General features: G+C 61.9%; 12 protein-coding genes and 1 riboswitch. Of the genes, 6 read left to right on the top strand and 6 right to left on the bottom strand.

Annotation, left to right across the window (positions count from 1 at the left end; translation table 11 throughout):
- Window positions 1-22: 22 nt before the first annotated feature.
- From JKA62_RS14825 to JKA62_RS14800, 6 genes are all read left to right on the top strand, one after another.
- Window positions 23-454: a thioredoxin family protein gene (locus JKA62_RS14825; RefSeq protein WP_201818416.1), complete on the top strand. Its 432-nt coding sequence runs from the start codon at window positions 23-25 to the stop codon at window positions 452-454.
- A gap of 175 nt (window positions 455-629) precedes the next feature.
- On the top strand, window positions 630-1784 hold the full coding sequence (wecB, locus tag JKA62_RS14820) for a non-hydrolyzing UDP-N-acetylglucosamine 2-epimerase (protein WP_201818414.1): 1155 nt from the start codon (window positions 630-632) through the stop codon (window positions 1782-1784).
- Window positions 1781-3955 (top strand): cyclic di-3',5'-guanylate-activated glycosyltransferase NfrB, encoded by a 2175-nt coding sequence (gene nfrB / locus JKA62_RS14815; protein WP_201818412.1) that lies wholly within the window; start codon window positions 1781-1783, stop codon window positions 3953-3955. Before wecB ends, nfrB begins: the two co-directional genes overlap by 4 nt.
- Entirely contained in the window at window positions 3952-7110 is a 3159-nt protein-coding gene (locus JKA62_RS14810; protein ID WP_201818410.1) for an NfrA family protein, read from the top strand. Before nfrB ends, JKA62_RS14810 begins: the two co-directional genes overlap by 4 nt.
- Window positions 7110-7988 carry a DUF4434 family protein gene (locus tag JKA62_RS14805; RefSeq protein ID WP_201818408.1) on the top strand — a complete coding sequence of 293 codons (879 nt, stop codon included), beginning with the start codon at window positions 7110-7112 and terminating at the stop codon, window positions 7986-7988. The genes JKA62_RS14810 and JKA62_RS14805 overlap by 1 nt, the downstream gene beginning before the upstream one ends.
- Window positions 7972-9048, top strand: coding sequence for a GGDEF domain-containing protein (locus tag JKA62_RS14800; RefSeq protein WP_201818406.1), 1077 nt, complete (start codon window positions 7972-7974; stop codon window positions 9046-9048). The genes JKA62_RS14805 and JKA62_RS14800 overlap by 17 nt, the downstream gene beginning before the upstream one ends.
- Before the next feature lie 5 nt (window positions 9049-9053).
- On the opposite strand, the gene JKA62_RS14795 is transcribed toward JKA62_RS14800, so the two are convergent.
- The 6 genes from JKA62_RS14795 to cobW all read right to left on the bottom strand — a co-directional run bounded on the left by JKA62_RS14795 (window position 9054) and on the right by cobW (window position 19157).
- Window positions 9054-10610, bottom strand: a complete 1557-nt coding sequence (locus JKA62_RS14795; RefSeq protein WP_201818402.1) for a TerC family protein — start codon at window positions 10608-10610, stop codon at window positions 9054-9056.
- A 334-nt stretch (window positions 10611-10944) separates the two neighbouring features.
- Window positions 10945-12591 carry a phospholipase D-like domain-containing protein gene (locus tag JKA62_RS14790; protein WP_201818401.1) on the bottom strand — a complete coding sequence of 549 codons (1647 nt, stop codon included), beginning with the start codon at window positions 12589-12591 and terminating at the stop codon, window positions 10945-10947.
- A gap of 40 nt (window positions 12592-12631) precedes the next feature.
- Window positions 12632-13294, bottom strand: coding sequence for a vWA domain-containing protein (locus JKA62_RS14785; RefSeq protein ID WP_330932836.1), 663 nt, complete (start codon window positions 13292-13294; stop codon window positions 12632-12634).
- Window positions 13295-13296: 2 nt separating this feature from the next.
- The gene (locus JKA62_RS14780) at window positions 13297-14298 is read right to left on the bottom strand and encodes an ATP-binding protein (protein ID WP_201818400.1); all 1002 of its coding nucleotides are present in this window, start codon (window positions 14296-14298) and stop codon (window positions 13297-13299) included.
- Window positions 14299-14306: 8 nt separating this feature from the next.
- The gene (cobN, locus tag JKA62_RS14775) at window positions 14307-18080 is read right to left on the bottom strand and encodes a cobaltochelatase subunit CobN (protein ID WP_201818399.1); all 3774 of its coding nucleotides are present in this window, start codon (window positions 18078-18080) and stop codon (window positions 14307-14309) included.
- A 3-nt stretch (window positions 18081-18083) separates the two neighbouring features.
- Entirely contained in the window at window positions 18084-19157 is a 1074-nt protein-coding gene (gene cobW, locus JKA62_RS14770; protein WP_201818398.1) for a cobalamin biosynthesis protein CobW, read from the bottom strand.
- Window positions 19158-19256: 99 nt separating this feature from the next.
- A riboswitch (cobalamin riboswitch) is annotated at window positions 19257-19466 on the bottom strand.
- Between the last annotated feature and the right edge of the window lie 666 nt (window positions 19467-20132).

The raw sequence follows: 20132 nt of genomic DNA, 5'->3' as shown, positions 1-20132 counted from the left end.
ACATCGAATAAAGGAGGCTCCGATGACGACGCCGACTCGATATTCAGCGTTGCCCCCCACATATCGGAAGGTCTTGAAAGCCAGGCGCCTTGTCGTCCTGTATTTTTTCAACAGGCGCTGCGGGGCCTGCGAATTTTCCGGCCCGGTCTTTCTTGAGATCGCCAAGCCCTTTCGGCCCTGGATGGATATCTTCATGCTCGATACCGCACAGTCGATTCGCCATCCGGATGTCAAGGGCACACCGACCGTGTTGTTCTACAAGGAAGGCGTTCTGGTCAAAAAACTGAAAGGCATTGGTTCGGAAGAATCCCTCCTGCAAGACTTCACCCAACTCCTCGGCAAAACCCGTCACCCCGCTGTGCCGCACAAATCGGCCCATGACCTGAACTGGCTGCGTGACACCCTCCGCACCCTTTGCACCGTCCACCGCGCAAAACGGTGGAACCTTTCCTGAAAGTGCCATCCAAGCGCCATCAGGCAGTTGCACCTTCGCTCCTATTGATCTGTAACAACTAGCCTCGAAACCAGATTGGACAAGCTCCAATCCGGCTGCTTTTCTTTATTTCTCAGAAAGAGAAGAGTGCTGCCGGCCCTCGGGTCGCAGCCTTGCTACGTCCCAGGAGGGGTCAATGTCCTTTAAAGTCATGATGGTTTTCGGCACTCGCCCGGAGGCCATCAAAATGGCTCCGCTGGCCCGGATTCTGCGTCAGTGGCCCGACATCAAACTCAATATCTGCTCCACCGGCCAGCATCGCGAGATGCTCACTCAGGTGCTGGATGCGTTCGAACTGACGGTCGATGAAGACCTGCAAGTCATGACCCAGGGCCAGACCCTGAATGGTCTGTCGCAGCATCTGCTCACCCAGCTCGATCAGGCCTACGAGCGGGTCAAACCGGACATCGTGCTGGTCCACGGCGATACCACCACCAGCTTCATCGCCGCCCTCGCCGCCTTCAACCGCCAGTTGCCCATCGGTCACGTCGAGGCAGGCCTGCGTACCGGCAATCTGCGCGCGCCCTGGCCCGAGGAAGCGAATCGACGCCTGACCGGCGTGATTACCGACCTGCATTTCCCGCCGACCTCCAAGTCCGCCGCCAATCTGCTGCGCGAAGGCGTACCCGAAGACAACATTGAAATCACCGGCAACACCGTGATCGATGCCTTGCTGTGGATGCGCAAGCACCAGCAGGATATCGAATGGCATCCGCCTGCCGATTCACCTCTGGCGGCGCTGGATGACCAGCGCCGGATGATTCTGGTCACCAGCCATCGACGGGAAAATCTCGGCGACGGTTTCCGCAATATCTGCCAGGCGCTGGCCGAACTGGCAGAACAATACCCGGACGTGCAATTCGTCTATCCGGTGCACCTCAACCCGCTGGTGCAGGAGGTGGTGTACGGCATGCTGGCCGACAAACCGAACATCTATCTGGTGCCACCGCAGGACTATCCGAACTTCGTCTGGCTGATGGGCCGCGCGCACTTCATCCTGACCGACTCCGGCGGCGTCCAGGAGGAAGCCCCGGCAATTGGCAAACCGCTGTTGGTGCTGCGCGACGTCACCGAACGGCCTTCAGTGCTCGAGAGCGGCACCATGCTGCTGGTCGGCACCGACAAGGCGCGCATCGTCAAGGAAGCCCGCCAACTGCTGGACGACCCGTACACCTACGCCCGCATGAGCCGCGTGCACTTCCCCTATGGCGACGGTCACGCCAGCGAACTGATCGCCACCCGCCTCCACGCCTGGCTGAGCGCACGCTCGGCGGCGGGTAAAGGGGTATGAGTCTGGGTTGGGTCGATTTCTTCGCGTATGTGCTGTTCGGTCTCAAATATGTGGCGATTGCCCTCGCTCTGTTGATGTTCATCCTCGGCCTCGATGACCTGTTCATCGACCTCGTCTACTGGAGCCGCAAGTTCATCCGGCGCTGGCGGATCTACGAGAAATTCAAGCGTGCCGACGAGGAACGCCTGTATTCGATTCCCGAAAAGCCGTTGGCAATCATGGTGCCGGCGTGGAACGAGGTCGGCGTGGTCGGTGAAATGGCACGTCTGGCCGCCTCGACCATCGACTACGAGAACTATCAGATTTTCGTCGGCACCTACCCCAACGACGCCGAAACCCAGGCCGATGTCGATGCGGTCTGCCAGCACTACCCCAACGTGCACAAAGTGGTCTGCGCGCGACCCGGCCCGACCAGCAAGGCCGACTGCCTGAACAACATCATCGACGCCATCCTGCGCTTCGAGAGCGAGGCGAAAATCCAGTTCGCCGGGTTCATCCTGCACGACGCCGAAGACGTGATTTCGCCGATGGAATTGCGCCTCTACAACTATTTGTTGCCGAACAAGGATCTGATCCAGATTCCGGTCTACCCCTACGCGCCGGAGTGGAAAGGCTTCACCGCCGGTCATTACGTCGATGAATTCGCCGAGAACCACGGCAAGGACGTCATCGTCCGCGAAGCGCTCACCGGTCAGGTGCCCAGCGCCGGCGTCGGCACCTGCTTCAGCCGCAAGGCCATCAGCGCCCTGCTGGAAGACGGCGACGGTATTGCCTTCGATGTGCAGAGTCTTACCGAGGACTACGACATCGGTTTCCGACTCAAGCAGAAAGGCATGAAATGCATCTTCGCCCGTTATTCGGTCAGCGATCCGAAACTGGCGCTGGAGCAACCCTGGGTGTTCGGGATGAACCGCGAGTTCTCCCAGGTGATCTGCGTGCGCGAGCACTTTCCCCGCGACATGCAACACGCGATCCGGCAGAAATCGCGATGGATTGTCGGCATCGTGTTCCAGGGCACCAAGAACCTCGGCTGGAGCCGCAAGGGTCTGCTCAACTACTTCCTGTGGCGCGACCGTCGCGGGCTGATCGCCTATTTGCTGAGCTTTCTGGTGAACCTGCTGTTTCTGGTGCTGCTGGCGATGTGGGCGGTGACGATCATCTCCCCGGACTCGTGGCGCTACCCCTCGATCCTCGCCGACAGTTCGCTGCTCTCGGTGCTGCTGTGGCTCAACGGCCTGATGCTGCTCAATCGCCTGTTCCAGCGCGGCTGGTTTGTCACTCGTTATTACGGTTTGGTTGAGGGTCTGCTGTCTGCGCCGCGCATGATGTGGAGCAACTTCGTCAACTTTTTCGCCAACCTGCGCGCCCTGCGTCAGGTCATGGAAATGGGCGATTCACGTCGCGTGGCCTGGGACAAGACCACCCACGAATTCCCGGCGCTGACCAAGGCGCAGCGCACGCCGCTCGGCCATCGCCTGGTGGAAAAAGGCCTGCTTACCGAGGAACAACTGGAGGCCGCGATCACCAGCCCCGTACGCCGTCGACTAGGCCGCGAACTGTTGCTGCGGGAGTACATCGACAGCACTCAACTGGTTCAAACACTCTCCGAGCAGCTGGATCTGGAATGGGCGCCACTCAATCCGTTCAAGCTCGACAAACACCTGATCGATGCCGTACCGCGCCGGGTCGCCTCTCACTACGGCATTTTGCCAGTGGCCGAAGAAGGCGACACGCTGATTCTGGCCTCTGAAGGCCCGGTCAGCCAAGTCTCGCTGGGCGCTATCAGCCGTCAATTGAAACGCCCGGTGCGCAGCCGTCTCGCACCTCAGGGCCGCGTCACATTGGGAATTCGTTACTGGTACGCCAGCCCCCGCCAGAGTGAGGAAGTGCGTCATATGCTCGACGTGCTTGAGCGCCATCAGGACGATGAAGCCCTGCTTGAACGGGTCAGCCGCCATCAGGTGCTGCTCGGCAATCTGTTGCAGGTGCGCGGGATGGTGCCACCCACCCTGTTCAATCAGGCGCTGATCGACTTCGATGCCGAGAAGATGTCACTCGGCGAACATCTGATTTCCCGGGGCATGATTACCCAGGAAGTACTGGAACAGGCCCTGGCCGATCAGGCCAGCGAACAGCAAGCCGCCTACCGCATTGTCCGGGAGGTCGCATGAAGCCTGTGCATCGTCAAACCTTGCTGATGGGCAGCCTGTTGCTGGGCCTGAGCACCGCATATCCGTTACAGGCCGCGCCACTGAGCGATTTCGAACAGTTCCGCAGCTATCCCTACATGGACCGCAGCTATCGCGAGGCGAAAAAGGCCAACTGGAAAGAAGTCGAACGACTGATGCGCCACTTGCTGGAAAAGGTCCCGAAAAACGACGAGGCCCGGGCACTGTTGGTGGAATCCCTGGCCAAGCAACGCCGTTACAAGGAAGCGCTGCAAGCCTTGCCGGACGACAGCGATGCCCTGCTCGACCTGCGCCTGACCTGGATCGAACAGGACCCGCCGACCAGCACACAAGTTGAACGCTGGATGGCCACCAGCAATCTGAATGATCGCGTACGCCTCTGGCAGGCCTACAGCCTCAGCCTGGCCAAGTTCGGCGGCGCGGCCAAGGCCCATGACTGGCTGGCACAACTGGCGCCCAAGGGTGACGACAACATCTTGCGCCTGGCCCGCGCCAACTGGTCGGAGCAATTGCGCGACTGGAGCGGCACCATTGACCAACTGGCGCCACTGGCCGCGCGCAGACAACTGGACGCCGAAGGCTGGCAACGGCTGGCCAACGCCTACGTGCAGCGCCTTGATGAAAAGCCGCTGCAGCAACTGTTGCAACAGGCGCCAAGTCCCGAGGCCGCACGCAACATTCGCCTGGCAATGGTCGACCGCGCCATCGCCATGGGTCACGAGCAGCAGGCCCAACGCTGGATGCAGTCGCTGCCGGCCAGCGACCTCGCCGATCCGGCGCAACGTCAGCGGCTGTGGGAACTGGCGCGCAAGACCGAAGACGTGCCCACCGTCCAGCGCCTGAGCAACGATCTGCAACGGCCTTGCCTCGAAACCGCCGAATGGCTGTCGCGTCAGGATCCGGAAGCGGCGCTCCAACAACTGCGCAGCTGTACGCCGACGGACGACCCACAGACCTGGCTGGTACTCGCCCAGCGCCTGCAAGCCACTGACCTTTTGCAAAGCACCCGTCTGCCGGAGCCTTGGGACAGTCGGCGGCAAACGCAGGTGCTCGACATCTGGCAGGAGCAAGGTCGCAGCGCCGAAGTCAATGCCTGGCTGGCCGGGCAGAAACAGACGCCCGATATCGTCAAGCGCCGAGCCGAACTGACGCAGCGCATGGGACGAATGATCGAAGCGGAGACGCTGTGGGAACTGCATTACCGGCAGACCGACAACCTGTCCTCGCTGAATCAGGCCACCTATCTGGCAGTGAATGCGGGTGATCGCGCGCATGCCCAACAGTTGCTGGAATCCGCGTTCGATCGTCATGGCGGGCGTCTGCCGGCGACGGCGTTGCAGCGTCTGGCCGGTTTGTATGCCGCAGCGCCATCCACGACACTCGAACAACAGCGGCGTATGGCGCTGCTGCTTAACCGGGTGGACGGCGCCACGCGCGGCCAACTGCTCGCGCAACTCGCGGAGACCGGCCAGTGCGACGCCGTGCAGCAAGCCATCGGCAGCCACCCGCAAGCGACTGGCGATTACCGCGCGCTCGGTCGCTGCGCCATGCCCGATCGCCCGGGCGAAGCCGTCGTTTATTACCAGCAGGCTGAAAAGCTCGGCAATCGAGACAGTCGCCTGCCGCTGGCCTATGCCCTGGAAGCGGCCGGTGATTCTGCCGGCGCGCTGGCCATCTGGCGCAGCTTCTCGACCGCCGAACTCAGCGACAACGCGCGTCTGACAGCCAGCCGCAGCGCACTGAATGTCGGCGACAGCCAGACCGCAGAAACCTACTGGCAACAAAGCACCACTCGCGGCGCCAATGAATGGGCCCTCGGCGCAGCCATCGCCGACGCACGGGGTGACCACGCTCAGGCACTGCAACGTCAGCGCCAGGCCCTGCAACAGGCACCGGATGCCGGGCACTTCTACGCCGCATCGGTCTCTGCGCAAAAGGCAGGCGATTTGCCGCAAAGCACCGCGTGGCTGGCCGAAGCGGTACACCGCGAGCCGAACAACCCGCGTTATCGCGCCGACTACGGCATGCGCTTGGCCGGTGCCGAAACCCGCGAAGAGCGCGCCACGGCGATTCCGTATCTGCAACAGGCCACCCGCGATTTCCCCGAGGATTACCGCCTCGGCGAAACCCTGGCTTGGCGCTACGACGAAGTCGAAGACAGCGCCTCCGCGCGCAAGGAACTGCACCGGGTGATCGATCTGGAGCAGAACCCGGTGGCGGCCGATGACGAAGACGGCAGCATGGAAGCCCGGCGTTACCGCCAGCGCCGTGCCCATGAAACCCTGTCTCGTCGCGACAGCCGAACGATTGCCAGCACCTGGTCGCCGGCCGGAATCTCGACTAACGACTTCGTGCGCCCGGACGACAGTAAAGGCTCGCGCCGTCGCTCGAATTCGCAAAATGTGCAACTGGCGATGTGGGACCACGCCCTGGGCGAAGAACCAAGCCGCGCCGGCAGCACGCTGTCGGTGTACGGACGCGTCTTGCTGGGCGGACAAGGTCGCTCAAGTTACGCCGAGTCCCTCGCCGCCGGGGTCGGCCTGCGCTACAAACCGTGGGGCACACAGAACATCAACTTCTATGGCGAGATCTACAAGCAAAGCCAGTTCGACGATAACGACAGCCACAGCCTGAGCCTCGGCCAGATGCTGGTGCCGGAAAAACTGTTCGATCAGGTCAACGATCACCGCAAGGACGGCCACACCACCACCGACTACCTGCTGCGCGCCACCGCCTCATTCCTCGATCAGGGCAAGTACCGCAACGACTGGCGGGTCGACGAAAACGACTGGGACGAGCGTTTCCTGTACCTCGACGCCGCGTGGTGGACGAAGACCGGCGATCACCAGTGGCTGTCGCGCTTCCAGCAAGGTCATGCATGGAAACTGCCGTTCAGCGGAGCCCAGACGATCATGCCTTACGGCTTCCTCGAATTTGCCAGCCAGGACCCAAGCAACGACTGGCGCCAAGACCTGCGCACCGGTGTCGGCTTGCGTTGGCAATGGTGGTATGACGAGGATCGCTACAACGCCTACCGTTCGAAACTGACGGTTCGCACCGAATACCAACAATCGCTGGGCGGCAATCTGTATGAAGGCGGCAATGGTGTGCTGCTGGGCGTGGAGTGGAATTTCTGATGGCTCGATGGATGTTGTATTTGTGCCTGCTGATGAGCACCACTGTCGCCAAGGCCGATGAGCGGGTGTTCTATCAGCCGCTGAATGTCGATGCCGGGCTGACCCAGGCGCAGTGGCAGAAAGTCTGGCAAGACACCGCGAAGCAAGGCACGCGAACCGTGATCGTGCAGTGGACGGCTTATGGCGACTCGGACTTCGGCGGCGCCAATGGCTGGCTCGCCAACAGCCTGAAACTCGCTCAGCGACAAGGTCTGCAACTGGTGCTCGGCCTGGCGATGGACCCGGCTTACTACAAACGGATCGATGAACTGGATAGCGCCGGTCTCGGTGCCTACTGGCAGGCACAACTGGGCCAGTCGCTGGCCCAGCAGCAGAAACTGCGCCAGGACTGGAAACTGCCGGTCAGTGGCTGGTATCTGCCGCTGGAACTGGACGACTTGCACTTTCTGCCGGCAGATCGACGGGCCACGCTTGCGCGTCAGTTGAAGGACTTCGCTGCGAAGCTGGATGCCCCGCTGCATGTCGCCGCCTTCAGTGCCGGCAAACTGGCTCCAGCAGTAAACGGTCAATGGCTGGGCGAATTGACGGCGACCGGGGCGCAGGTCTGGTGGCAGGACGGCGCGGGAACCGGTCGTTTGTCACCACTGGTGCGCAACAGTTACGCCAGTGCACTGCCCTGCTCCGTGGGTATCGTGCGCGAAGCCTTCCGGCAGGTCAGCCGCGAAGGCGAGCAATTCCGTGCCGAACCGGCCAGCCCGGATGCGACCTCGACCGGCTGTCATCAGAACGCGGTGTTTTCCCTGCGCTATCGACCGTGGGGCTCGGTAATCCTCGACAACCAACGCAAGCATCCGGGCAGCAATGTACAAAACCATTGAAGACGAAGTCCTGAAGAAGAGCGCGCCCGCCGAACTGTGGAGCGAGTTTATACAGCATGAGTTCGAGCGGCTGCATTCGTTCTGCCTGTTGATCTACTTGGCGAGCATCGGCATCTGGCTGGCCTTCGACCTGATCGTCAGCTTCATCGGCAATCAGGGATTCACCTGGCGTTCGATGGTGTTCATTGCAGCCTTTGCGATTCTTGCTGTGGTGTTGATGTTCACCCGCAAGGCCCGACACTTCGACTGGCTGAACCTGACATTCGTGGTGATCATCACACTCGGCATCCGAATGGTGATCGACGGCCTGCCGCCAACCTTTCATGGCATCTGGCTGGTGCTCGCCGCAGCCACTACGTTGTACAGCGCCTCAGTACTGCCGCTCAGCCGCTGGTCGTTCTTCGGTGCCCAGGTCATCACCTGGCTGGTGCTCAATCCGTTCATGAACACCGGCATCGACCTGCTGGAACTCAAAGGCGTGATGACCATCGCCTACAGTGTTTTTCTCTGTGCATTGACGATCTATACGTTTCTGAAGCTGCGCGAGGCCAAGCTCTACAACTACATCATGTCCAAGCTGTTGCTGGACCAGGCCTACAACGACACGCTTACCGAAATCCCCAACCGCCGCTCGTTCATGACCCGCGCCGGAAAAACCCTGCAAGCCGTGCCGCGCGAGCATGACCATTACCTGGCGATGATCGACATCGACAACTTCAAGAAAGTGAATGATGTGTACGGCCACGACATCGGCGATGAGGTGCTCAAGCGCATCGCGGCGGACATCAAAACCGTGATGTCACGCTTCGAATATGCCCGACTGGGCGGTGAGGAGTTTGCGATCTATCTGGCCGGTGTGCGCCGCGAAGATGTCGAGGCGCTGGCCGGGGAATTGTGCCGGGTGGTGCGTGAGCAACCGACCCGGCACCCGGTGACCATCAGCATCGGTCTGGCCCGGGTCGAGGACAGCGACACCCTCAACCAGGCCCTGATCAAGGCTGACGAAGCGTTGTACGAGTCAAAGCATACCGGCAAGGACCGGTACACTTTTCATCAGTGAGGCCGTCAGGCCTCACGCACCAGCAACACCCGCGTCACGCGACGTTCTTCGACTGCCATTACGGTCATGCCCCAGCCTTCATGCTGCAGACGATCGCCCTTCATCGGCAGGCGATCCAGCAGGCTCATCACCAGCCCGGCCAGGGTCTGGTAATCCTCGGTCGGCTCGGCGCGAAAACCGGTATGTTCGCGGATGCGGGTCAGGTTCAGCGCACCGTTGACGATAAACCCGCCCTGCTCCTCGACCACGTCGGGGCCAGCGATTTCGCTGGCGTCCGGCAGTTCGCCGGCAATCGACTCGAGAATGTCGGTCATGGTCAACACACCCACAAAGTCACCGAACTCGTTCACCACAAAGGCAATGTGGGTCGAGGCCGCACGCATTTGTTCCAGTGCGTTGAGGATCGAATAACTGTCCAGCAGATTGACGGTCTTGCGCGCCAAGTGTTCAAGGTTCGGCTCGTTGCCGGCCAGGTATTCCTTGAGCAGTTCCTTCTTGTGCACGAAGCCCAGCGGCTCATCCACTGCGCCGTTACGAATCAACGGCAAGCGCGAATAGGACGAATGCATCAACCGTGTACGAATAGCCTCGGCGTCGTCGGCCAGATCAATGTGATCGACATCGGCGCGCACCGTCATCAAGGCACGAATCGGTCGCTCGGCCAATTGCAGCACACCGCTGATCATCACCCGCTCGCGACGGTCGAACAACTCCGTGCTCGGCGCTTCACCGTTGTCCAGCAAGTCGGAGATTTCCTCGCCGACTTCTTCCACCGCCAGTTTGCGACCACCCAACAGACGCATCACCGCGTGAGCCGTGCGCTCACGCATCGGTCGCAAGCCCTGCATCGAGCGCTTGCGACGAGCGCGGGCGATCTGGTTGAAGATCTCGATCAGGATCGAGAAACCAATGGCCGCGTACAGATAACCTTTCGGAATGTGGAAGCCCAGGCCTTCGGCCGTCAGGGCAAAACCGATCATCATCAGGAAGCCCAGACACAGCATGATCACCGTCGGGTGGGCATTGACGAAGCGGGTCAGCGGCTTGCTGGCAACGATCATCACACCGATGGACACGATCACCGCAATCATCATCACCGCCAGTTCATCGACCATGCCCACAGCCGTAATCACCGCGTCCAGGGAGAACACGGCGTCGAGCACGACGATCTGCGCCACGATCGGCCAGAACAGCGCATAAGCGGTGTTGGTCGAGCGCTCGCCGATATGGCCCTCCAGCCGTTCGTGCAGTTCCATGGTCGCCTTGAACAACAGGAACACACCACCGAACAGCATGATCAGGTCACGGCCGGAGAAGCTCTTGCCGAACACCTCGAACAACGGTGCCGTGAGGGTGACCAGCCAGGAAATACTCGCCAGCAGGCCAAGACGCATGATCAGCGCCAGGCTCAAACCGATGATGCGTGCGCGGTCGCGCTGATGCGGCGGCAGTTTGTCCGCCAGGATCGCGATGAACACCAGGTTGTCGATACCCAGTACCAGTTCCAGCACGATCAGTGTCAACAAGCCCAGCCATGCCGTGGGATCCGCTAACCATTCCATAATCTGTCTCTATCTCTCGTCAGTGAATTCAGGCTGCCGGACACGGCAAAGTGCGGCGCGAAAGCTCGAAGGCTGCGCCTACAACGATAGTCGGTAGTCGGAAGACCGGATGTTGCGAGTGCGTCAAGACCGCGCCATGGCGCGAGGGGAACGGGGTTCCTGGAATAGAACTGGGAGGCTCCGAGAGGGTGTTCATGCAAATCCTGAATGAAAAAAGGCCTTGAAGCGTACAGGCTCAGATGACTTTTCCTACAGCTGGAAATCATTTCAAAATCTGTACGCCGCCAGCTTATCGCCGTCCCCGTCAGCATCGGCAACCAACGGATGTTAAGGGCTAACGCCCGGCAAACCTGAGGCGAGACAACCGGCGCAGGTCGCCCTCGACGTAGTAATCGTTGGTCCAGCTGTCATCCGCCGCCAACGGCTGAACCTGCTTCAACGCCAGTTTTTTCGCGAAGTAGCGAAAACGGTAATGCTCGTAGAACCGCAGCAGCTCCAGGCCATAGCGGTCCGCCAGATCGGTGTCGCCGCGAATGATCAGGTAGTTCTCGTCATTGCCGTTGCTGGCGGAAGTGCTGAGGTTGTGGCTGCCGCTGATGATGGTCGGGCTGTCGCTGGTGAAGTCCGTGACCACGGCTTTGGTGTGCACCAGCAGGTTGCCTTTCTGGCCTTTCATGCTTTCCCGCAGCCAGCCTTCCAGCCCGGTGTTGAGCAACGCGGTGGCGGCAAACTCGGCGGTTCGGTCGGCGTGAAACCCGGTGATGCGGCTGACGGTGTTTTGCAGGCCGTAACGCAGGATGTCGTCGTGGGGCTGGCCGAGCAACGCGTTGAGAATCGCGTCGGGCAAGGCGAATGCGGTGACGAACAGCAGGTCTTTCTTCGCCCCCTCGATGATCTCGACGAACTCCCGCAAGTCGGCGCCGCCGGTGCGCGGGGAAAATCCGGCGAACAAAGACTGCGCCGGATTCATAGGGTTGTGTTGGCTGATCCAGTCACGGGTGGCGCCAACATCCGCCGGCTCGGCCCAGATCTGCTCGAAGGTTTTCAGGTAACTCGCGCTGACCGGCGAATCGTCCAGCACATGCACCACGTTGGCCTGCCGGTATATGCCGTTGGCGGTGAAGTTGGTACTGCCGCACAGCACCGCTTGCGGCTGACGTTCGCCGCCTGCGTCGAGGCGGCTGAGGACGATGAATTTGTTATGGAAAATATTGTGGGTGACCCGCCCGCGCTTGCTGCTCGCCGGCAGTCTCGCAAGGCTCGCTTCATTGATCGTGGTGTCTTCGTCATCGGGCCGGGCGTGATACAGCACGCGCACCTGAACACCTCGATCAAACGCAGCGTTCACCGTGTCGATGATGGCTTGCAACTGGTATTCGTAGATCGCGATGTCCAGCGCCCACTGGCCGTCCACCGCACGCTCGATAAAACCTTGCAGACGCCCGAGCAGACCGTTCTCCAGCCATTGCCGTGCAGCGTCGGGCCAGGCTTCGATGGGCATGTTCTTGTTGGCGCTGATCTGTGCGTCGAGATCGGGAAACTTGCGCTGAAACGCCTGACTGGCGGCCACGGCGCGGTTGAAGATCACGCCCTGATTGGCGGGATGACCGTCGTCGGAGCAGATTGTCAGTTCCAGCGCCTCACCGAGTTGCGGCGCATCCGGCGAGCCATACGCCAAGTGCACGCGATAGTGAATCGTCATCCCCGGATTGACCGCGTAATCGGCCCAGCGAAATTTCTGTAGCGGTGCCTTGTCGCTCGGCGTGGCGTGGAACTGCGCGAAGGTGTGAACCTTGCCGGGAAAGGTCAGGCTGTTGAACAGGAACAGCCACGGTTTGTCGCCCTGCTGCTTTTCGATGGCAAACCCCAGCAAGCCTTTGCGGCGGGGTTCGGCGAGGTCCATCGCCAACAGCACGCCGTTGGTGCCGGCGTACGCCTTGACGCGAAAATCGTCCTGCGGATTGGCGACCAGTACGCGCATGATTCACTCCCTGTGATTTGGCCTTACTGCAGCATAGCTCTCAGACCGACAACAACTCGTCGATATGCCGGTAATCGGCGTCCAGTGCTGTCGCCAATTGTTTCGCGCGGCCCAGGCGAATCGGCCCGCGCTCGATATCGATCAGCAGGCTGGGACACGCGAGCGCGGGCAGTTCCGGACAGTTTTTCAAACGGCCATCGGTGATCACCAGCAACCGCTGTTGTTCCGCGGCAAAACGCTTGCGCCGCACCGCCAGCCAATGCCCGGCCTCCGTCAGCGCTGCCAACAGAGGCGTGCCGCCTCCCGCGCCCAATCCATCGAGCCACGCGCGCAACCCGTTGGAGGCCTTCAGCCCTTGCACCTGCCATTTCGGCGCCGCGCCGCTCGCGGTCAACAACGCAAGACGCGCGCGCTGCCGATAAGCGTCGTCGAACAGTTGCGCGAGAACGCCCTTGGCATCGCTCAAGGCTTGATGGCGACGGGTCGAGGCCGAGGCGTCGACGATCACCAGCCACAGTTCATGGGGCGTGCGGGTGCGCAGTTGAAACAGCAAATCCGCTCTGGTTTTCGGGCGACCGTTGAGCAAGGTTCCCGGCCAGTTCACCGAGCCGCTGCGAGCCGCATGACGCTTGCCCTGGCGACCGTTATCGAGGCGTCCGGCGCGGGGTCTGGCATTCGCCCCCGCGTCGGACCGGGGGCGAATGCCTAAAGCTTTTTTGGCCAGGTCGGAACTTCACGGCGTGCGCCGGTAACCAATGCCGGTGCCGGCATTTCACCCCATTGCCCCTGCCCTTCGCTCGGTTCGGCGTGAGTACCGGACGGCGATTGCGCCGGTGGCTGTGCAGGGGATGAAGACTGTTCGCGGCGACGATGGCGCAATGCAAACTCAGCCACGGCATCAATGTCTTGCTCGGCGATGGTTTCAGCCCCGCGCCACGCCGCATGAGCCCGCGCCGCACGCAGCCAGACCAGATCGGCGCGCAAACCGTCGACGCCTGCCGCAAAGCAGCGCTCGGTGATCTGTGCCAGCGCTTCATCGTCGAGGGGAATATTCGCCAAGGCATGGCGGGCGCTTTCACAACGCTCACGCAGAGCTTGCTGATCAGCCTCCCACTGCGCACAAAACACCTGCGGGTCGCTGTCGAAATCCAGCCGACGACGAATGATCTGCCCCCGCTCGGCCGGCGCCGTATGACCGCTCAGCGCGACGTTAAGGCCGAAACGATCCAGCAATTGCGGACGCAATTCCCCCTCTTCCGGGTTCATCGTGCCGATCAATACGAACTTCGCCGAATGTCGATGGGAAATCCCGTCGCGCTCGATCAGGTTGGTGCCGCTGGCAGCCACATCAAGCAGCAGATCCACCAGATGATCCGGCAACAGATTCACCTCATCGACATACAACACGCCGCCGTCCGCCTTCGCCAGCACCCCCGGAGAAAACTGCGCACGACCGTCGCTCAACGCCGCGTCCAGATCCAGCGTGCCGACCAATCGCTCTTCAGTAGCACCCAACGGCAAGGTAACGAACTGACCACTGGCCAACAGATCCGCCAGCCCCCGGGCGAGCGTCGACTTGGCCATGCCACGCGGGCCTTCGATCAGCACGCCGCCAATCTTCGGATCGATGGCCGTCAGGTACAGCGCCAGTTTCAGATCATCGGCGCCGACCACGGCGGAGAGCGGGAAATGCGGGGTGTCGGTCATGTTCAGTCTCAGCTCTCTTCTTCTATGTCCAGCAGCAGGTTTTCCAGGGCTTCTTTGTAGGCGCCCGGCTCCTGCCACATCCCGCGCTGCTGCGCTTCGAGCATGCGTTCGGTCATGTCGCGCAGTGCGTGGGGATTATGCTCGCGCACGAACTCGCGGGTCGCCGGGTCCAGCAGATAGGCATCCGCCAGCAATGCGTATTGGTGATCGTCGATCAGTTGCGTGGTGGCATCGAAGGCAAACAGGTTGTCGACCGTCGCCGCCAGTTCGAACGCGCCTTTATAGCCGTGGCGCTTGACCCCGTCGATCCATTTCGGATTCGCCGCCCTTGAGCGGATAACCCGGTTCAGTTCTTCCTTCAAGGTGCGGATTTTCGGCAGGTCCGGCTGACTGTGATCGCCGTGATAACTGGCCGCCGCCTCGCCACGCAGGCTTTCCACGGCAGCAAGCATGCCGCCCTGGAACTGGTAATAGTCGTTGGAATCGAGCAGGTCATGCTCGCGGTTGTCCTGGTTTTGCAGCACCGCCTGCACCTGGCTCAGGCGCTGGACGAATTGCTCGCGGGCGGCGGTGCCCTCGTCGGAACCGCCGTAAGCGTAGGCGCCCCAGTTCAGGTAGACCTCGGCCAGATCCTCGCGGGTTTGCCAGAGGCGTCCGTCGATGGCGCCCTGCACGCCCGCGCCGTATGCGCCGGGTTTGGCACCAAAGATTCGCCAGCCGGCCTGACGCCGGGCAGCCTCGTCATCCAGCCCCGACTGACGTAACGCCTCACGTTCGGCACGCACCTTGGCGGCCAGCGGGTTGAGGTCGTCCGGCTCGTCCAGTTCGGCCACGGCTTGCACGGCAGCGTCGAACAGGCGGATCAGGTTGGCGAACGCATCGCGGAAAAATCCGGAGACCCGCAGCGTTACATCGACCCGAGGCCGGTCGAGCAGGCTCAGCGGCAGAATCTCGAAATCATCGACCCGCTGACTGCCGGTGGCCCACACCGGACGCACGCCCATCAGCGCCATGGCCTGGGCAATGTCGTCACCGCCGGTGCGCATGGTCGCGGTGCCCCAGACCGACAGGCCGAGTTGGCGCAGGTGATCGCCGTGGTCCTGCAAGTGTCGTTCGAGAATCAGGGTCGCGGACTGGAAACCGATCCGCCATGCCGTGGTGGTCGGCAGATTGCGCACGTCCACCGAATAGAAATTGCGCCCGGTGGGTAGCACGTCGAGGCGACCGCGACTTGGCGCACCACTTGGGCCAGCGGGGACGAATCGGCCGCTCAACGCGTCGAGCAAGCCGCGCATTTCGGCCGGGCCGCAGGCGTCGAGGCGTGGGGCGATCACTTCGCGCAGGGCGTGGATGATCGCCTGCACATCTGACCAGCCTGAAGCATCCAGTTGCGCCACATCACCCACCAGCGACTGCTCGATCAAATGCGCCGCGAACAGCTCAAGGCGTTCACGGGTATCCCCCGCCGTACGCCAGACTTCATCGCTCAACGATTGCAGTTCCATTGGGCGCAGGCCAGTCCAGGGTTCGGCAAGTGCACAATCCAGCGGATCGAACCCCAACTGAAACGCCTTGGCCAGCGCCCGCAACAGACTCGACTGCGCCCCTTTGCCATCGCCGCGCGGAATCCGCAGCAACGCCAGCAAGGTGTCGATGCGCAAACGCCCGGTCGGCGACTCACCGAAAATATGCAGCCCATCGCGGATCTGCGATTCCTTCAAGTCACACAAATAAGTGTCCAGACGCGGCAGCCAGATCGCCGCATCGGCGTCGCTGTCGAGGGCGGCATCCAGCTGCAATTCGCGATCAATCTGCGTGTCACGCACTAACTGGAGGATGTCGCGCTGCAACTCGCGGGCGCGGCGCGGATCGAGCAACTGAGCTTCGTAATACTCGTCCGCCAACAATTCCAGATTGCGCAGCGGACCGTAGGTCTCGGCGCGGGTCAGCGGCGGCATCAAGTGGTCGATGATCACTGCCTGAGTGCGACGTTTGGCCTGAGCACCCTCGCCCGGATCGTTGACGATAAACGGGTAGATATTCGGCAGCGGCCCGAGCAATGCGTCCGGCCAGCAGTTCTCCGACAGGCCCACGCCTTTGCCGGGCAGCCATTCAAGATTGCCGTGCTTGCCGACGTGAATCAAGCCGTGAGCGCCGTAGGTCTGACGCAGCCAGAAATAGAACGCGAGGTACGCGTGCGGCGGCACCAGATCCGGATCGTGATACACCGCGCTCGGATCGACCTGATAACCCCGCGCCGGCTGAATGCCGACGAAGGTCAGGCCGAAACGCAGGCCGGCAATCATCATTCGCCCGTCACGGCACATCGGATCGTTTTGCGGCGAACCCCAACGTTCCAGCACCGCCGCGCGATTGGCTTCTGGCAGCGCGTTGAACATCGTCAGGTAGTCGTTCATCGCCAGGCTTTGCTGGCACGGGCGCTGATCGAGCGTATCGAGATCGTTGCTGACACCGCCGAGCAATTGTCGGATCAGCTCGGTGCCGCTATCGGGCAGTTCGCTCGGCAGCGGATAACCTTCGGCCTGCAACGCCCGCAGGATATTCAACGCGGCGGCGGGCGTGTCGAGGCCGACGCCATTGCCGATGCGTCCGTCCCGGGTCGGGTAATTGGCGAGAATCAGCGCGATGCGCTTTTCAGCGTTCGGCACCCGCGCCAGATCGACCCAGCGGCGCGCCAGTTCGGCCACGAAATCCATGCGCTCTGGCTGCGCCCGATAACACACCACGTCGGACTGACTGCGCTCGCTGCGCCAGGCCAGGTCCTTGAAGCTGATCGGTCGGCTGATGATCCGCCCGTCCAGCTCCGGCAACGCGATGTGCATCGCCAGATCCCGCGGGCCGAGGCCCTGCTCGCTCTCGCGCCAGCCGGGCTCGTTGTCCTGGGCGCAGATCGCCTGAATCACCGGAATGTTGCGACGGAATGGCCGCAGATGCGGCGCTTCCGGGCTGGACTGAGCGAAACCGGTGGTGTTCAGAATCACCGAGGCCTCGACTTCATCCAGCCAGTCCTCGACCACCGACAGGCAGCCGGGCTCTTTCAAACTGGCCACGGCGATCGGCAACGGATTGAGTCCGGCCGCCTGAAGCCGTTGGCAGAACACGTCGATAAATGCCGTGTTCGCCGCTTGCAAATGCGAGCGATAAAACAACACCGCCGCGACCGGTTGACCGGGCCGCCAATCGGCTTGCCAGTCACTCAGTGCGGCGGTGTTTTTATTCGGGTGATAAATCGCCGTGCGCGGCAGCGCTTGCGGCTCGCCCCACACGTAATCCCGCGCCAGCCAGCGATTGGCCAGGCAGTGGAAAAAGTCCAGCGCATTGCCAAGGCCACCCTGGCGCAGGAACTGCCAGAGACGGTCGCGATCCTCGGCGCCCACGGTGCTCAGGTCACTGAGCTCCGGGTCGGGACGGTCATCGCCCGGCACCAGAATCACCTGCACGCCACGCTCGGACAATTCGACCAGCCGCTCGACGCCATAACGCCAATAAGCGATGCCGCCGTGCAGCGAAATCAGAATCACCTTGGCGTGGCGCAGCACTTCATCGACGTACAGGTCGACCGACGCATGGTTCTGCACCTGCATTGGGTTGGCCAGCCGCACGCTCGGGTAATCCTCGGGCAGTTGCTGCGCCGCTTCGGCGAGCAGCGCGAGGCTGGAATCGCCGCTGCACAGGATCACCAGCTCGGCGGGGGTTTGTCCAAGGTCGGCAATGTTGTCGTCCGACACGAAACCGCCGGGCTGGGTCCTGAGCAGGTGCATGGCTTAAACGCTGAGCGCGGCGCGCAGTTGCGCTTCGAGCTGGGCAGCGTCCAGTGCCTGACCGATCAACACCAGACGCGTCACGCGCGCCTCATCGGCACCCCACTGACGGTCGAAGTGCTTGTCGAAACGCGTACCGACGCCCTGAATCAGCAGGCGCATCGGCTTGTTCGGGATCGCCGCGAAGCCTTTGACCCGCAGGATGTCGTGCTGAACCACCAGTTGCGTCAGCGCGTCGAGCAGCAGGCTTTCGTCAGCTTGCGGCAGTTCGATGGAGATCGAATCGAAGGCGTCGTGATCGTGGTCGTCGTGATCGTCATCGCCTTCACCGTGGTGGTGATCGTGATGGCTGTGGCGGCTGTCGATGTGTTCTTCGGAACCGGCACCGAGGCCGATCAGCACGTCCAGCGGCAGGCGACCGTTGCTGGCTTCGATGATTTTCACCGCAGGCGGCAGCTCTTCGGCGACTTCCAGACGGACCCGCGCGAGGTCTTCAGGGCTGGTCTGGTCGGCCTTGTTGAGGATCACCAGATCGGCGCTGGCCAGTTGGTCAGCGAACAGTTCGTGCAGCGGAGATTCGTGATCCAGGTTCGGATCGAGCTTGCGCTGGGCATCGACCTGATCCGGGAACGCGGCGAAGGTGCCGGCGGCCACGGCCGGGCTGTCGACCACAGTGATCACCGCGTCGACGGTGCAGGCACTGCGGATTTCCGGCCACTGGAAGGCTTGCACCAGTGGCTTTGGCAGGGCCAGGCCCGAGGTTTCGATCAGGATGTGGTCGAGGTCGCCGCGACGGGCCACCAGTTCGCGCATCACCGGGAAGAACTCTTCCTGAACCGTGCAGCACAGGCAGCCGTTGGCCAGTTCGTAGACGCGGCCGGTGGCTTCTTCTTCGGTGCAGCCGATGGTGCATTGCTTGAGGATTTCACCGTCGATACCCAGCTCGCCAAACTCGTTGACGATCACCGCGATACGGCGGCCCTGGGCATTGTCGAGCATATGCCGCAGCAAGGTGGTTTTGCCCGAGCCGAGGAAGCCGGTGACGATGGTGACGGGGAGTTTGGCCAGTGTTTTCATCGGATGCCCTTTGGCAAGGTGGCGGGCATACGGGACGAGACCGGCAACGCGGGTGCGTGCCTGGAGAGTTCGCCACCGGATCACCCCGCCCGGTTGAAAGTGAGAATCTGTGACGAGGCAGGTCTCCTGGCTGACGGTGTTCGGGCCTTGGCCCGGTATTCGCTGCGCCTTCCCGCTGGCTCTGGATTGAGTTGGCAGTGGCGTGGCAGCGAACAGCACCGTTCACAGTTGCGGGGGCAGCCGCGGCTTGGACCGCGTTCCCTTCTTAGCTTCGGCGTGGGCCGAAGAACCTCGAAAGCGCAAGGCTACGCAGGGTGTGGGGATGGGTCAATGGTTGGTGGATTTTGGGATTTGGGGCATATCCGTTGCTTCGGGTGCTGCCGCTGGCGGTTTCGCTCTTACAGCGAGTCCCTTTTTCAAACGCCAAAAAGGAACCAAAAGGCTTTTGCCCCGGCGTACGGCACTTCGCTTAGGCTCAGTGTTCCCTCGCTACGGTGTCCATCAGGGGGCATCGCCTACGGTTTGCTTCGCTGCACCTCCTCTCGATGTATGCGGCTTCGCCGCACGGCGCTGCGCGCCTACCCCCTGATGGACACCTCCGCTCGGCCTGCCGAAGGGGCTAAAGATCAAAAGCAGATCAAGAGCCCCTCACCCTAGCCCTCCCGAAACGTCGGACCGCCCGTAGGGAGAGGGAACCGACCGAGTTGATTGGGAGAGTTGCGCCGACATGAAATACCGAGTCGAACTCAGACTTTGAAAAGCCCACAAATCGGCTCCCTCTCCTCGGGGAGAGGGGTAAACCCACCAAAAAACCAAAGCCGAACACCCGCCCCTCACCACTCAACACGATGAGCGTTAGCTCGAGTACCGCTTTTGATCGCAGGGCCCGTCGGCAGGCTGAGTGGAGGGATTGATCCGGGGGTGGGAGCGCAGCGACCGTTTGGCGAAGCCAAACACATCGAGAGGAGGTGCAGC

Source organism: Pseudomonas sp. B7 (assembly GCF_016735645.1).
Taxonomy (GTDB): Bacteria; Pseudomonadota; Gammaproteobacteria; order Pseudomonadales; family Pseudomonadaceae; genus Aquipseudomonas; species Aquipseudomonas glycinae.
This window is presented reverse-complemented; position numbering and strand designations above follow the sequence as displayed.

Bases quoted from the DNA above. Each gene is read 5' to 3' on its own strand.
- JKA62_RS14790 (WP_201818401.1), bottom strand. From the start codon at position 12,591: ATGCGCGTACTGGTCGCCAATCCGCAGGACGATTTTCGCGTCAAGGCG.
- JKA62_RS14800 (WP_201818406.1), top strand. From the start codon at position 7,972: ATGTACAAAACCATTGAAGACGAAGTCCTGAAGAAGAGCGCGCCCGCC.
- cobW (WP_201818398.1), bottom strand. From the start codon at position 19,157: ATGAAAACACTGGCCAAACTCCCCGTCACCATCGTCACCGGCTTCCTC.
- JKA62_RS14780 (WP_201818400.1), bottom strand. From the start codon at position 14,298: ATGACCGACACCCCGCATTTCCCGCTCTCCGCCGTGGTCGGCGCCGAT.
- cobN (WP_201818399.1), bottom strand. From the start codon at position 18,080: ATGCACCTGCTCAGGACCCAGCCCGGCGGTTTCGTGTCGGACGACAAC.
- JKA62_RS14805 (WP_201818408.1), top strand. From the start codon at position 7,110: ATGGCTCGATGGATGTTGTATTTGTGCCTGCTGATGAGCACCACTGTC.
- nfrB (WP_201818412.1), top strand. From the start codon at position 1,781: ATGAGTCTGGGTTGGGTCGATTTCTTCGCGTATGTGCTGTTCGGTCTC.
- JKA62_RS14795 (WP_201818402.1), bottom strand. From the start codon at position 10,610: ATGGAATGGTTAGCGGATCCCACGGCATGGCTGGGCTTGTTGACACTG.
- wecB (WP_201818414.1), top strand. From the start codon at position 630: ATGTCCTTTAAAGTCATGATGGTTTTCGGCACTCGCCCGGAGGCCATC.
- JKA62_RS14810 (WP_201818410.1), top strand. From the start codon at position 3,952: ATGAAGCCTGTGCATCGTCAAACCTTGCTGATGGGCAGCCTGTTGCTG.
- JKA62_RS14825 (WP_201818416.1), top strand. From the start codon at position 23: ATGACGACGCCGACTCGATATTCAGCGTTGCCCCCCACATATCGGAAG.